This window comes from Duganella kummerowiae, assembly GCF_053572355.1.
In genome coordinates this window covers 114,796-128,258 of record NZ_JBKFEH010000005.1, presented here as the reverse complement: position 1 = coordinate 128,258, position 13,463 = coordinate 114,796, and the positions used below count along the sequence as shown (strand labels likewise).

At 66.7% G+C, this 13,463-nt stretch carries 12 protein-coding genes; 5 read left to right on the top strand and 7 right to left on the bottom strand.

Annotation, left to right across the window (positions count from 1 at the left end; genetic code table 11):
• Positions 1-15: 15 nt before the first annotated feature.
• The 3 genes from ACLB1G_RS05255 to ACLB1G_RS05245 form a co-directional block, all read right to left on the bottom strand.
• Positions 16-708: a pentapeptide repeat-containing protein gene (locus ACLB1G_RS05255; RefSeq protein ID WP_491626137.1), complete on the bottom strand. Its 693-nt coding sequence runs from the start codon at positions 706-708 to the stop codon at positions 16-18.
• Between the two features lie 33 nt (positions 709-741).
• Positions 742-1,086 carry a hypothetical protein gene (locus tag ACLB1G_RS05250; RefSeq protein WP_491626136.1) on the bottom strand — a complete coding sequence of 115 codons (345 nt, stop codon included), beginning with the start codon at positions 1,084-1,086 and terminating at the stop codon, positions 742-744.
• Between the two features lie 113 nt (positions 1,087-1,199).
• The gene (locus ACLB1G_RS05245; protein ID WP_491626135.1) at positions 1,200-2,777 is read right to left on the bottom strand and encodes a methyl-accepting chemotaxis protein; all 1,578 of its coding nucleotides are present in this window, start codon (positions 2,775-2,777) and stop codon (positions 1,200-1,202) included.
• Between the two features lie 365 nt (positions 2,778-3,142).
• Between ACLB1G_RS05245 and ACLB1G_RS05240 the strand changes: the two genes are divergently transcribed.
• The 4 genes from ACLB1G_RS05240 to ACLB1G_RS05225 all read left to right on the top strand — a co-directional run bounded on the left by ACLB1G_RS05240 (position 3,143) and on the right by ACLB1G_RS05225 (position 10,051).
• A complete protein-coding gene (locus ACLB1G_RS05240) occupies positions 3,143-4,060 on the top strand; it encodes a TauD/TfdA family dioxygenase (RefSeq protein ID WP_491626134.1) in 918 nt (305 codons plus the stop codon).
• 3 nt (positions 4,061-4,063) lie between these two features.
• Complete coding sequence (locus ACLB1G_RS05235; protein ID WP_491626133.1) at positions 4,064-5,455, top strand: MFS transporter; 1,392 nt, start codon at positions 4,064-4,066, stop codon at positions 5,453-5,455.
• A gap of 65 nt (positions 5,456-5,520) precedes the next feature.
• Positions 5,521-7,635, top strand: a complete 2,115-nt coding sequence (locus tag ACLB1G_RS05230; protein WP_491626132.1) for a TonB-dependent siderophore receptor — start codon at positions 5,521-5,523, stop codon at positions 7,633-7,635.
• Between the two features lie 91 nt (positions 7,636-7,726).
• A complete protein-coding gene (locus tag ACLB1G_RS05225; RefSeq protein ID WP_491626131.1) occupies positions 7,727-10,051 on the top strand; it encodes a TonB-dependent receptor domain-containing protein in 2,325 nt (774 codons plus the stop codon).
• A gap of 58 nt (positions 10,052-10,109) precedes the next feature.
• Here the strand turns inward: ACLB1G_RS05225 and ACLB1G_RS05220 are convergent, their stop codons facing one another.
• A complete protein-coding gene (locus tag ACLB1G_RS05220; protein WP_491626130.1) occupies positions 10,110-10,406 on the bottom strand; it encodes a BrnA antitoxin family protein in 297 nt (98 codons plus the stop codon).
• The gene (locus ACLB1G_RS05215; RefSeq protein WP_491626129.1) at positions 10,366-10,659 is read right to left on the bottom strand and encodes a BrnT family toxin; all 294 of its coding nucleotides are present in this window, start codon (positions 10,657-10,659) and stop codon (positions 10,366-10,368) included. Before ACLB1G_RS05215 ends, ACLB1G_RS05220 begins: the two co-directional genes overlap by 41 nt.
• A gap of 119 nt (positions 10,660-10,778) precedes the next feature.
• Here ACLB1G_RS05215 and ACLB1G_RS05210 point away from each other — a divergent pair, with 119 nt between their 5' ends.
• Positions 10,779-11,186, top strand: a complete 408-nt coding sequence (locus ACLB1G_RS05210; protein ID WP_491626128.1) for a GFA family protein — start codon at positions 10,779-10,781, stop codon at positions 11,184-11,186.
• On the opposite strand, the gene ACLB1G_RS05205 is transcribed toward ACLB1G_RS05210, so the two are convergent.
• Both ACLB1G_RS05205 and ACLB1G_RS05200 read right to left on the bottom strand, forming a co-directional pair.
• Positions 11,183-11,362 (bottom strand): hypothetical protein, encoded by a 180-nt coding sequence (locus ACLB1G_RS05205; RefSeq protein ID WP_491626127.1) that lies wholly within the window; start codon positions 11,360-11,362, stop codon positions 11,183-11,185. The two genes, ACLB1G_RS05210 and ACLB1G_RS05205, sit on opposite strands and share 4 nt — an antisense overlap.
• Before the next feature lie 64 nt (positions 11,363-11,426).
• Entirely contained in the window at positions 11,427-13,316 is a 1,890-nt protein-coding gene (locus tag ACLB1G_RS05200) for a hybrid sensor histidine kinase/response regulator (RefSeq protein ID WP_491626126.1), read from the bottom strand.
• Between the last annotated feature and the right edge of the window lie 147 nt (positions 13,317-13,463).

The window sequence follows — 13,463 nt, the reverse complement described above, 5'->3', positions numbered from 1 at the left end:
ACAACCCTTGTCAGCTTAGCCAACCTGCAGTCCCATTTCCTGCATCAGTGCGGCGGCCTGGCGCGGCGAGATGATGGCATCCTTGAACAGCTTGGCGTTCAGCAGCTTGAGGCCGGTGATGTCGGCGCCGCGCAGGTCGGCGCCGTCGAAGCGGGCGTCGCGGGTGTGGGCGTCGCGCAGGCTGCCGCCCTCGAACACGGCTTCGCGGAAGTCGCAGCCGGACAAATCGGCGTCGGAGAAGTCCAGCCCCACCAGGTGCGCCTTACGGAACGACATGCGGCGCAGGTCGGCGCCCACCAGCAGGGTGTCGGTAAAGCTCAGGCCCAGCTGCCCCACTTCCTCGAACGCGGCGCCGGTCAGCTTGCAGTCGCGGAAGGCGCCCGAGGCCAGGCGGGTGCGGCGCCAGCTGCTGTTGTTCAGGTCGCAGCCACGGAAGCTGGCGTCCACCAGCTCGGCCGATTCGAAATCGGCGCCGGCGCCACGGCAGCGTTCCCAGCTGGTGCGCGCCAGGTCGGCCGCGTAGAAGGAGGCTTGCGCCAGCTGGCAATGGCTGAAGCGGCTGTCGGCCAGCTTGAGGCGCGACAGGTCGGAGTCCTGCAAGTCGCAATATGTAAAGTGGTAGCTGCGGCCGCTGTCAGCCAGCAGCGCCTCCAGCGCGGCGCGGTCCAGGCGCTGGTGTTCGATGACGATGGTTTCGGTGCGCATCATGGGCGGCAAAAGCCCTCATTGTAGTGGATGGCTTCATGCCTCCTCCAGCGCATAGCGCGACCAGTCCGGCCAGCCGCCGGCTTGCGACTGCAAGCGGGCGAAGGCCTGCCGCACGTGGCGGCTCAGCGATGGACGGCTGCGTGTGCCGCGCCAGAATTCATAACGGCCGCGATACACGTAGCCGTCGATGAAGGTCACCTCGAAATCGAACTCGAAGTAGTCGCTGGCGCAATTGACCCAGGCCGTCAGCAGCCGGTCCGCCTCGCGGAAGGCGCCCAGCTTGGCAATTTGCTGCTGCGCCTGCTGTATGCGGATATGGGCCACCTCGATCTTTTCCTCGCCCGCCTGCGACGCCGCGCTCGTGCTCGTGCTCATCATGGCTGTGCTCTCCTGGTCCGTGCCAGTCCCTATTGAACCAAAAAGCCCGCAGCCCGTCGCATGCCAAGGGGTGGCCTCTGGCATATGCGAAATGGGAGAGATGACAGCAGCGATCAGCGCAGCGCCAGCATGGTCCGCTTGGGCGCGGCGGCCTCGCTGTGGCCGAGGCGGAAGATGCTCACCAACTGCTCCAGCGCGGCCGCCTGGTCCTGCAGCGATTGCGCCGTCGATGCCGCCTGCTGCACCAGGTCGGCGTTCTGCTGCGTGACCGTGTCCATCTGCGAGATCGCGGTGTTGATCTGCTGGATGCCGGAAGTCTGCTCCTGCCCCGCATGGGTGATCTCGGCCATGATGCCGGTCACGTGCTGCACGCTGGCCATCACCTCATGCATGGTGGCGCCGGCTTCCTCCACCAGCTTGCTGCCATTGGCCACCTCGGCCACCGAGGCGCCGATCAGCTCCTTGATCTCCCTGGCCGCCGCCGCCGAGCGCTGCGCCAGGTTGCGCACCTCGGAGGCCACCACGGCGAAGCCGCGTCCCTGCTCGCCGGCGCGGGCCGCTTCCACCGCCGCATTCAAGGCGAGAATATTGGTCTGGAAAGCGATGCCGTCGATCACGCCGATGATGTCGGCGATCTTGCGCGATGCTTCGTTGATCGCCCCCATGGTATGCACCACCTGGTCCACCACCGCGCTGCCCTTGCGCGCCACGTCCACCGCCGATCCGGCCAGGCGGTTGGCCTGTTCCGTGTGTTCGGAATTCTGGCGCACGGTGGACGTCAGTTCCTCCATCGAGGCGGCGGTCTCCTGCAGCGAGCTGGCCTGCTGCTCGGTGCGCGAGGACAAATCCACATTGCTGACCGCGATCTGGCTGGAGGCGCTGGCTATGGTGCCGGTGGCGCCGCGCACGTCGCCCACGATGCGGGCCAGGCTGTCGCGCATGGACTTCATGGCAAACAGCAGGCTGGCGCGGTCGCCTTCGCGGGTGCGCACATCCACGGACAAATCGCCGGCCGCGATCCGGGCCACGATGTCGGCCGCGTATTCCGGCTCGCCGCCCAGGCCGCGCATCAGCGAACGGGTGATCAGGAAGGCGCCCAGCGCGCCCAGCCCCACGCTGCCCACGATCAGCGACAATATCCAGACCTTGGACGACTCGTAGCTGTCGTGGCCTTGCGCAGCCGCGGCGCGGCCACCCGCGCTGTACAGGTCGACCTGCTTGTCGACAAGGGCGCGCATGTCCACGATCAGCTTGTTGGACTGGCCCCGTATCAGCGCCTTGGCCTTGTCGTCGTCGTCCACCCGGGCGGCGGCGCGGATCTTGGCGTCCTCCTCCATGTAGCGGCCCCACAGTTCCAGCAGCTGGGCGTACATCTGCTTTTCCTCGGGCGACTCCAGCAGCTGGACGTATTCATCCTGCATTTTTTTCAAGTCTTCCAGGTCCTTGGCAATCACCTTGTCGTATTTATCCATTTCCGCCGCGTCATTGGAAATAATATATTGAAACTCTCGCGTGCGTATTCGCGCTATTTGCGACTTGATATCCTCAATAACTCTCACACTGGGCATCCAGTGCGACGACAGGCGCTTGGATATATCATTAATCTGTGACAATTCCCAAATCGAAAATACACCAACTATCACCGTCAGGGCGAGCACGGCACTAAATGAGATACCGAGTTTGCTTGCCATCCTGAGATTTCTTAGTGCGTTCATCATTAGTCCTTTTTTGCTAGTCCATGCCGCCAAATCACAGCCGAGGCAAGCATGATACCGCAAGGAAACCCGCCGCAAAGCAAGCATAGACGCGGGCTGTTGGGCTTGCGCCACAGTCAAAAAGCCAATCTTTGCATTCAAAACAAGGCAACCCTGTCCATACAAAATATCATTCCACAAAACAACAAACCGCAAATAAAACTGTTTTAGAATTTGCTCGATTGAAAAACCAACGTGATTTTTCACATAACCGGAGCATGATTATGCTGGTAACGAATTCCTATCGCGGAAAAATAGTAATCGCCAATGCGGATTTCTCTTGGGGAAATGATCTGAACACCATGTTTGACATTATGTCGCGGCGCTTCGAGCATTTTAATGGCAATGGCTTTTATGTCCATCCGGATGAGGTGGCGCTGCGCGACGAGCTGCGCGAAGTGCGCCAGCTGCGCCGCCTGGCCGAGCACCTGCGCGCCCTCGATGCCAACGGCGTGGTGCTGTCCAACCTGGGCCTGGCCGGCCTGCCCGAGGAGCGTCGCAACGCCGCCCTGTATGCCATTACCCTGATGCTGGGCTACCCCACCTCCACCGACCAGCGCACCGGCCGCGTGGCCTGGGACGTGAAGGCCCGCCCCGTCACCGACGAAAACGCCCGCTACACCACCTTTTCGGAGCGCGTGGGCAGCGCCGACATGCACACCGATTCCTCCTTCTATCCGATGCCGGAGGAGCAGTTCATCCTGTACGTGGTGGAGTGCGCCCGCTGCGACGGCGGCCACTCGCTGCTGATCGACGGCGAAGACATCTACCAATGCCTGCAAGCGAGCGCCGAAGGCCGCGCCGCCTACGACGTGCTGCGCAGCACCCCGGTGCCATTCCGGGTGCCGGCCGTGTACGCGGCCGGCGACGCCGCCCTGGAGCACCTGGTGGCCCCGGTGTTTGGCGCTCCGGTGCGTCCGGGCGAGCGCTTCACGCTGCGCTGGCGTTACGACTCGATCCAGAAAGGCCTGGCGCTGCGCCCCGACCTGGCCGCGCCGGCGGTGCTGGACGCCCTGGCCGTGATGAACGACGTAGCCGAACACCGCGCCGCGCGCTACAAGGAGCAGCTGCCGGCCGACACCCTGATGCTGGCCGATAACCACCGCATGCTGCACGGCCGCACCACCTACGAGGACGAGCGCCGCCACCTGATCCGCATCCGCATCTCGGACCTGCCGAACGCCCGGCGCATCGGCCCTTCGGGCGTGGTACGGGACTGAGCAATGGCCGCCACCTGTGCCTCCCCGGCGCCAGCGCTAAGCGACGGCCTGTCCGGCGCGCCGCGCCTGTGGGCGCTGCTGTCGCTGATGGCCGGCGTGGCCATGGCCTCGCTGGACACGGCCATCGCCAACACCGCGCTGCCGGCCATGGCGCGCCAGCTGCAGGCCACCCCGGCCGACTCGGTGTGGATCGTCAACGCCTACCAGCTGGCCATGGTGGCCACCCTGCTGCCGTTCGCGGCGCTCGGGGAAACCCTGGGCTACCGGCGCGTGTTCAGCGCCGGACTGGCCCTGTTCACGGCCGCCTCGCTGGCTTGCGCCCTGGCCTGGGATTTGAATACGCTGGTGGCCGCGCGCCTGTGCCAGGGCGTGGGCGCGGCCGCCGTCATGGCCGTCAACACGGCCCTGCTGCGCGCCATCTTCCCGGCCCGGCTGCAGGGACGCGGCTTCGGCGCCAACGCGGTGGTGGTGGCGCTGGCCTTCGCGCTGGGGCCGACCATGGCCTCGCTGATCCTGTCGCTGTCGTCCTGGCCCTGGCTGTTCGCCATCAATGTGCCGCTGGGCCTGGCCGCCCTGCTGCTGGCGCGGCGCGCCCTGCCGGACACGCTGCGCGCCGCGCACCGCATCGACCCGCTGGCGGCCGGCTACAACGTGGGCGCCTTCGGCCTGCTGGTGCTGGCCCTGGGCGACGCCGCCCACGGCGTGGGGTCGGCGCGCCTGCTGCCGGAACTGTGCGGCGCCGCCCTGTGCCTGGTGCTGCTGCTGCGACGCCAGCGCGGCCACGGCGCCCCGCTGCTGCCGGTGGACCTGTTCCGCAGCCGCATGTTCACCCTGTCGGCGCTGACCTCGGTGTGCACCTTCGCCGTGCAAAGCCTGGCCTTCGTGGCCCTGCCCTTCCATTTCGAGCACACCCTGGGCCGCTCGCCGGTGGAAACCGGCTTTTTGCTCACGCCCTGGCCGGTGCTGGTCGCCATCATGGGACCGGTGGCCGGCCGCCTGTGCGAGCGCCATCCGCCGGCCCTGCTGGGCGGGGCCGGGCTGCTGGTCCTGTGCGCCGGCATGCTGGCGCTGATCTGGCTGCCGGACGCGCCGTCCGCCATCGACATAAGCTGGCGCATGGCCATGTGCGGCATCGGCTTCGGCCTGTTCCAGGCGCCCAACATGAAAGCCATCATGGGCAGCGCGCCGCCCGCGCGCGCCGGCGGCGCCAGCGGCATCGTCGCCACCTCGCGCCTGGCCGGGCAGGCCACCGGCGCCGCCCTGGTGGCCTGGTGCCTGCTGCTGTCGGCGCGCGACGGCACCACCTATGCGCTGGCGGCGGCGGCCGTGTTCGCGGTCCTGGGCGCCGCCGCCAGCCTGGCGCGGCTGCGGCCGGAACGGGCGCCTACGTACTAGCCGACATTGATAATAGTTCTCATTTGCATTAACATCATGGGTTTTCCGCCTATCCCGAGCAGCCCATGACCAGCAAACACCCGCGCCATTTTTATCTGTACTTCGCCCTGCCCCTGGCCTGCGCTCCCCTGCCGGTCCAGGCCCAGGCGCAAAATGACGACCAGGTGCTGGAGGCGGTCAAGGTCACGGCCGTCAAGGCCCAGGGTTTCGCGCCCAGCACGGTGGAAGCAGGCAGCTTCCGTGGTTCGGACGTGATGGACGTGCCCTCCACCGTCAACGTCATCACGCGCGAAGTGCTGGACCTGCAGGCCGCGTCCGGACTATATGACGCCGTGCGCAACATGGCCGGCGTCACCCGCCAGCAGAACGGCGGCGAGACCTGGGACCAGCTGGTGATACGCGGCATCACGGTAGAAAACCGCACCAACTATCGCCTCAACGGCAGCGTGCCCGTGATGAACTTCGGCCAGATCGCGCTGGAGAACAAGGAACGGGTCGAAGTGCTGAAAGGCGCCTCGGCCCTGTATTACGGCTTCACGGCGCCGTCCGGCATCGTCAACTACGTGACCAAGCGGGCCGGCGCCACGCCCGTCAGCACCGTGGGCGTAGTGCTGGACGACCAGGGCACGGCCATCGCCAGCGTGGACGTGGGCCGCCGCTACGGCGAGCGGGGCGAATTCGGGGTACGCGTCAACGCCGCCGGCGGCGCGCTGGGCAGCTATCTCGACGGCGTGGGCGACGGCAACCGCCAGTTCGGCTCGGCCGCGCTGGACTGGCGCGTCAACAGCCGTTTGCTGCTCAAGGCTGACCTCGAATACGATCACCGCAAGACCACCGAGCAGGCCGGCATCGCCCTGCCCAGCGCCGCCAACGGCGTGATCCCGCTGCCGGTGGCCGTCGATCCCACCCGGCTGGTGGGACCGGACATGGCGCGCTTCGAGACCACCAGCAAGACCGCCGCCCTGCGCGCCGACTATGCGCTGGCCGACGGCTGGGCCCTGACCGTGGAAGGCGGCCACTCGGAGACGGCGCGCGACCGCAACCTGGCCATCTTCCGCTTCACCAGCAATGCCGCCATCGCCACCGGCGCCGGCCGCATCACCGGCACCTCGCAGCATTCGGAGGTGGGTTCGGACGCCGTGCGCGCCGAACTGTTCGGCGCCTTCGGCACTGGCGCCATCCGGCACGAACTGACCGTGGGCGCCAGCCGCACCGAAAAGACCCAGGACCCGATCTACCAGAGCAGCTATGCGGTGGCATCGCAGAATCTGTATCACCCGCTCCCCATCACCACCATCACTTATACCGCAGCGCCGGCCACGCCCACCACGGCCGGCCTGGAGACCAGCGACCAGGGCCTGTACGCGCTGGACCGCCTGACCTTCTCGCCGCAGTGGCAAGTGATCGCCGGCCTGCGCCGCGTCAGCTACACCAGCGACCAGGGCGCCAACCACTACGACGCCAGCAAGACCACGCCCATGGCGGCCGCCATCTACAAGCCGCGCGCCGACGTGCAGCTGTACGCCTCGGCCGCCCAGGGCCTGGAGGAAGGCGACACCGCGCCCACCGGCAGCGCCAACGTCGGCACCCGGCTGGCGCCTGGCGTCAGCCGCCAGAAGGAACTGGGCGCGCGCTGGCGCGCTCCCAACGGGACGCTGGTGTCGGCCGCGCTGTTCGACATCAGCCGCCCCGGCTACTACACCAACACGGCCAATATCTACACCGCCGACGGCGAGCAGCGCTACCGCGGCCTGGAGCTGTCCACCCAGGGCCAGCTGACGCGCGCGCTGGCCTGGCAAACCTCGGCCCAGTGGCTGCATCCGGAATTGCGCAACATCAACGCCAGCTACAACGGCAAGCTGCCCGAGAATGCGTCCAAACAGACCGCCAGCGCCTTCCTGTCCTATGGGCTGGAGCAGTGGCTGCCCGGCCTGTCGCTGAACGGCGGGGCCTACTACACGGGCCGCCGTCCCGTGAACGATCTGAACCAGGCCTGGCTGGGCGGGGTGACCGTGTACACAGCCGGCGGCCGCTACATCACACAGCTGGCCGGCAAGCGCACCAGCTGGCAGCTCAATGTGGAGAACGCGGCCGATAAGCAGTACTGGGCTGCAGGCGGCACCCGCCTGGGCGCCGGCGCGCCGCGCACCGTGAAGTTGACAATGAAAGTGGATTTGTGAGCGCCGCCATGTAAATCCACGTAAAAGCGGCGCAAACAGCGGGGTCGTGACCATAAAATTCTGGCAAATTGACTATCGCCATTGATTCTTCATGCAACGTACCCTGCTGACCTGCCTCACCTGCGGCGCCCTGCTGTGCGCCGCCGACGCCGCCCTGGCCCAAGCGGCCACACCAGCCACCACAGCCTCTGCCAGCGCCGCCACCGGCACCGATAGCGCCAACACCGGCGCGGCCACCAGCGCCGCCAGCGCCGCCAAGCCAGCAGCGGCCAGCAAGGAGGCCAAGCCTGCCGCCGGCGCCACGCCCTCGGTCACCGTGGCCGGCGAGCGTCCCACCGGCCGCATCGACCGCCAGGTGTACGACGTCAAATCCGACCTCGGCAGCAGCAACGGCACCGCCGCCGACGCCCTCAACAACGTGCCTTCGGTGAACGTGGACCCGGACGGCACCATCATCCTGCGCGGCAACAGCAATGTGCAGGTCATGGTGGACGGCAAGCCGTCCGCCATGCTGCAGGGCGACAACCGCGGCCCGGCGCTGCAATCCATGCCGGCCGAGGATATCGAATCGGTGGAAGTGATCAACAATCCCGGCGCCCAGTTCGGCAACGAGGCCGGCGGCGGCCCCATCCTCAACCTGGTGATGCGCCGCAACCGCAAGCCGGGCGGCTACGGCAGCGTCAGCGCCAACGGCGGCACGGCGGGCCGCTACAACAGCGCCGTCAATGGCAGCTACAACGAAGGCGCCTGGGGCTTCCAGGGCGGCCTCAACGTGCGCCACGACGGCCGCAACTCGACCGGCTCCACCGAGCGCGACCAGCTCAACGCAGCCACCGGCAAGTTCGCCCACACCAGCCAGTCCTCCACCGCCAGCGGCCTGAACGACATGGCCGGCGCCAACGGCACGATCAGCTACAACCTCGGCCCCAGCGACCAGCTGGCGGCCAGCCTGAACTACAACAGCCGCACCGACGACCAGCGCGGCGCCGACCGCTACACGGAATACGCGGCCGGCAACGGCAGCGCCGCCACCAGCGACTACCTGCGCAGCACCACCCGCACGGGCGACAACAAGAGCTATGCCTGGGGCGCGCGCTGGGACCACAAGGGCGAACTGCCGGGTGAAACCCTGAAGGTGAACCTGCGCGTCTCGACCTCCGACAACGACAACACCAGCACCTACGCCAACGTGTATGCGGTGCTGCCGGCCGGCGCCTCCAACAGCCGCGCCTGGCAAACCAGCGGCCGCCATAACCGCATCATCGACTTCACCGGCGACTACGAGCGCCCGCTGGCCGGCGGCGTGTTCAAGGCCGGCTACAAGGCATCCAGCAACGACAGCAGCAGCGACACGGTCTACACCGACATCAACCCGCTGACCTTGGCCGAGACCCTGAACACGGCGCGCAGCAACGCCTTCAAGCTGAACGAAAAAGTGTATGCGCTGTATGGGACCTACCGGATGCGTTTGACCGAGCGCTGGGGCGCCCTGGCCGGCCTGCGCGCCGAGGTCACCGACATGGACATCGAGCAGGTGACCAACCATGTCCAGGCGCAGAGCCACTACCTGAACACTATCCCCAGCGCCTACGCCACCTACAAGGTCGACGACAACGCCAACCTGCGCTTCGCCTACGCGCGCCGCCTGCGCCGTCCGAACCAGATGGACTTGAACCCCTACGTGATGTACCGCGACGAGCTGAACGTGGTGTCCGGCAATCCCAGGCTCAAGCCGACCAAGACCGATTCCTTCGAAGTCGGCTATGAAGCCAAGGTATGGGGCCTGGAAACGGCGCTGCGCGGCTACTACCGCCGCGACACCGACGCCATTGTCGACCGCCGGTACTTCATCGCCAACAACGTGCTGCTGACCACCCGGGAAAACGGCGCCGGCAGCCACTCGGGCGGCCTGGAATTCACGGCCAGCGGCAAGCTCACGCCCGACCTCACCATCAACGCCAGCGGCAACCTGATGCGCATGAACCAGACCGTGCAGGATACGGCCGGCAAGGAACTGGAACGCAGCGCCAACTCATTGAGCGGCCGGGTGCGCCTCAACTACAAGCTGGACAGCGCCAACCAGGTCCAGGCCATGCTCATGGCCATGGGCAAGATGCTGTCCGGCACCGGCTACCGCTCACCGAATTCCTCGCTCAACCTGAGCTACAACCACAGCGTGAACGGCCGCCTGAGCATGGTGATGAATGTGACCGATGTGTTCAACACCAACAAGATGCAAACCGTGGTCGATAGCGCCACGCTGCGCGAGACCAGCACCCGCCGCTTCGACGGCCGGGTGGTGTATCTGGGGCTGTCCTACCGCTTTGGCGGCCCCGGCGGCAACCAGCAGGAACCAGGCATGGAACGCATGGGCCCGCCGCCGGGCGGTCCCGGCGGCCCGCCCATGGGCGGCTGATACAGCGCTGGCGCCAGCGGCAGCGGCACGCGACGGCGCGCGCTTGCCAAAGGCAAAACTAACTGGACAGCGGCAGGTAGCCGCGCCGGATGGCCCACTCACGCAGCACCGCATTCATGCCCTGCTCCCAGCCCTGCCCAGTACGTCTGAACACTTCCACCAGATCGCAGTCGATTTCAATGGTCACTGGCATGCGCGGTGTATCCTTGGGCGACAAGCGCAACCGCCACGGCCGAAATTGCGCAAGTTGCTCTTCTGTCAATGGCAGCGCATCGGGGTCGGACAACGCGGCGGCGATAATCGCCTGGTCTTCCTCAGGGCTCACGCCTGAAAATTTGGGCAAATTCCCGTGCATATTTTTTCTCCTCAAGTTTTGTCGCTCGACGGAGCGAAATCACGCGCACCACCTCGGGCTGTTCAACAAAGCTAATGAAATGAAGTTGAACTCCAATGACACCAAGACCGCACTCGCGCAGTTCGTCATACTGAAATCGGTCATCCGGCCAAATCAGTGCGGACGACCAATCAAACCTTTTCGCAGCCGAGAGCGCAATACCATGCCTGCGCTTGTTCAACCTGTCCTTGGAGGGATCGTAGCGTATCTCCATATGTTATCCCCATCAATTGAAAGATCAATCGGCAGGGATAAGGTTAGCCGGATTAAAAGCGGGGCAATTGCGCTGGCACAGCGCAGGCTATAATGGCCGCAATTCCTATGGAGGCTCTCATGACCATGTCCGGCGGCTGTTTTTGCGGGGCCATACGCTACCAGTGTTCCGATGAGGTATTCAACGCCACCACCTGCCATTGCCCCAGCTGCCGCCGCACAGCCGGGGCGGCAGCCGTGTCGTGGTTCAGTGTGCCGGCCTCGGGCTTCCACCTGACCAGCGGCGAGCCGGCCGAGCTGCGCTCCAGTCCCGAGGTCACCCGCACCTTCTGCCGCTCCTGCGGCACCCAGCTGACCTACCAGCACGCCAACTACCCCGACGAGATCGACGTCACCATTTGCAGCCTGGACGATCCCGGCAGCGTGGCGCCGGACGACCATACCCAGACCAGCCACCGGCTGGACTGGAACCTGATCGCCGACGGCAAGCCGCAATATCCGCGCAGCCGCTCGGAAGGCCAGGCCTAGCCGCCGCCTATGCCTTCGGTGATCACGCCGGTGCCGCCGCAGTTCGGGCACGGCTGCTCTTCGCCCAGGGTGCCGCTGCCATGGCACACCGGGCACACGTCCTCGCCGCTGCCGGGCGTGCCCGGTTCGGCCTCGTCGCCGGGACTCAATGGTGGTGGGTTGTCGTTGTCGCTCATGCCTGCCTCCCTGGTTTGATGGAAGGCCGATTCTAGGCCGCCGCGCGCAAACGCGGCGCGCCTTTCAATGCAGCGCCTTGAGCTTGCGGATGATATCCGACAAACGGTAGGGCTTGTGCACCAGCTCGAACGGCATGTCGCCGCCATCCTGCGGCGGCGCGTAGCCGGAGGCCAGCAATATCTTCACCTGCGGCAGTTCGGCGCGCACGCGCCGCGCCAGCTCGACCCCGCTCATGTCCGGCATCACGATGTCGCTGAACAGGATGGCCACCTCGGGATGGCGGCGCAAGATGGCCAGCGCCTCCTTGCCATTGTTGGCCGCCAGGACTTCGTAGCCCAGGCTGCTGAACAGCTGGGCCGCCACGCTCAGCACGTCGGACTGGTCGTCCACCACCAGCACCTTTTCCGCAGCCGAGGGGCCGGCGGCGGCGCTGGGGGCCTGGGCCGGGAAGTACAGCGCGATTTCCGTGCCCTGCCCCGGCGCCGACCAGATGCGCAGATCGCCGCCGGCCTGCTGCACCAGGCCATACACCTGGCTCAGGCCCAGCCCGGTACCCTTGCCCACCGCCTTGGTGGTGAAGAAGGGTTCGACCGCGCGCGCCGCCACCTCGGGCGGCATGCCGCTACCGGTGTCGCGCACCGCCACCCGCACATAGGGGCCGGCCGCCAGCGCGCTGCCTTCGGGCGGCGCCGCCGCCAGCTCGGTGCTGATGGTAATGGCGCCGGATGGACCCACCGCGTCGCGCGCGTTGACCACCAGGTTCAGCAGCGCCGCCTCCAGCTGCGGACCGTCGGCCAGGATCTCGGGCAGGCCGGCGCCCAGGTGCAGCTCCAGCTGCACCGAACTCGGTATCGCGCGCCGCAGCACGGCTTCGAAGCCGGACAGCACGCTGTTGATCTGCAGACGCTCCGGCTTGAGCGGCTGCTGGCGGGCGAAGGCCAGCAGCTGCTGGGTCAGGCGCGCGCCGCGCTCGGCGGCGCGCTCCATGCTGTCGATGGTCTTGAGCTGGGCCGCGCGGTCGCCGCCCATGCGCAACAGATCGATGCCATTGATGATCACGCTCAGCAGGTTGTTGAAATCGTGCGCGATGCCGCCGGTGAGCTTGCCGATGGCTTCCAGCTTCTGCGACTGCAGCAGCGCCTCCTTGGCCTTGGCCAGCGAGTCCTCGGCCGTGCGGCGCTCGGTCTCGTCGCGCGTGACCTTGGCGTAGCCGATCAGCTCCCCGGCCTGGTCGCGGATGGGGTCGATCACCACATGGGCCCAGAAGCGGCTGCCATCCTTGCGCACGCGCCAGCCCTCGGTCTCGAAGCGGCCCTCGGTGCGGGCGATCTCCAGCGCCCGCATGGGCTTGCCGGCGGCCCGGTCCTCATCGGTATGGAAACGCGAGAAATGCGAACCGATCACCTCCTCCGACTGGTAGCCCTTGATGCGGCGCGCGCCCTCGTTCCAGTTGGTGACGTGGCCCTGGTCGGACAGCATGTAGATCGCGTAGTCGGTCACGCCCTGCACCAGCACCCGGAACTGCTCCTGGGTCGCATGCAGCGCCTCCTGGGCGCGGCGGCGTTCGGTGATGTCGCGCGTGATCTTGGTGTAGCCCAGCAGCGTGCCATCCTGGTCGCGGATGGGATCGATCACCACGCTGGCCCAGAACCGGCTGCCGTCCTGGCGCACCCGCCAGCCCTCGTCCTCGAAGCGGCCCTCCTCGGCGGCAATGCGCAGGGCGCGTGCCGGACGACCGTTGGCGCGGTCTTCCACGGTGTAGAAGAGGGAGAAGTGCCGGCCTATGATTTCCTCGGGCCGGTAGCCCTTGAAACGCTGGGCGCCGGCGTTCCAGCTGCCCACCGTGCCGTCCGGCGCCAGCATGTAGATGGCGTAGTCGGTGACGCTGGAAATGAACAGCCGCAAACGCTCGGCCTCGACGTGGTCGTTGTGATGGTGTGTTTGCTCGGTCATGGACGTGGGACGGGACAAGCATGCTGCAGCCGTAGTAGGGCGTATTGTACCCGCTGCCTGCACCGGCAAAGGTCAGCAGTGTGTCCAGGACAAGAGCTGTGCATGATCGCGGAACTCCGGCGCGGGCGGCCGGTCCAACGGGCCGGA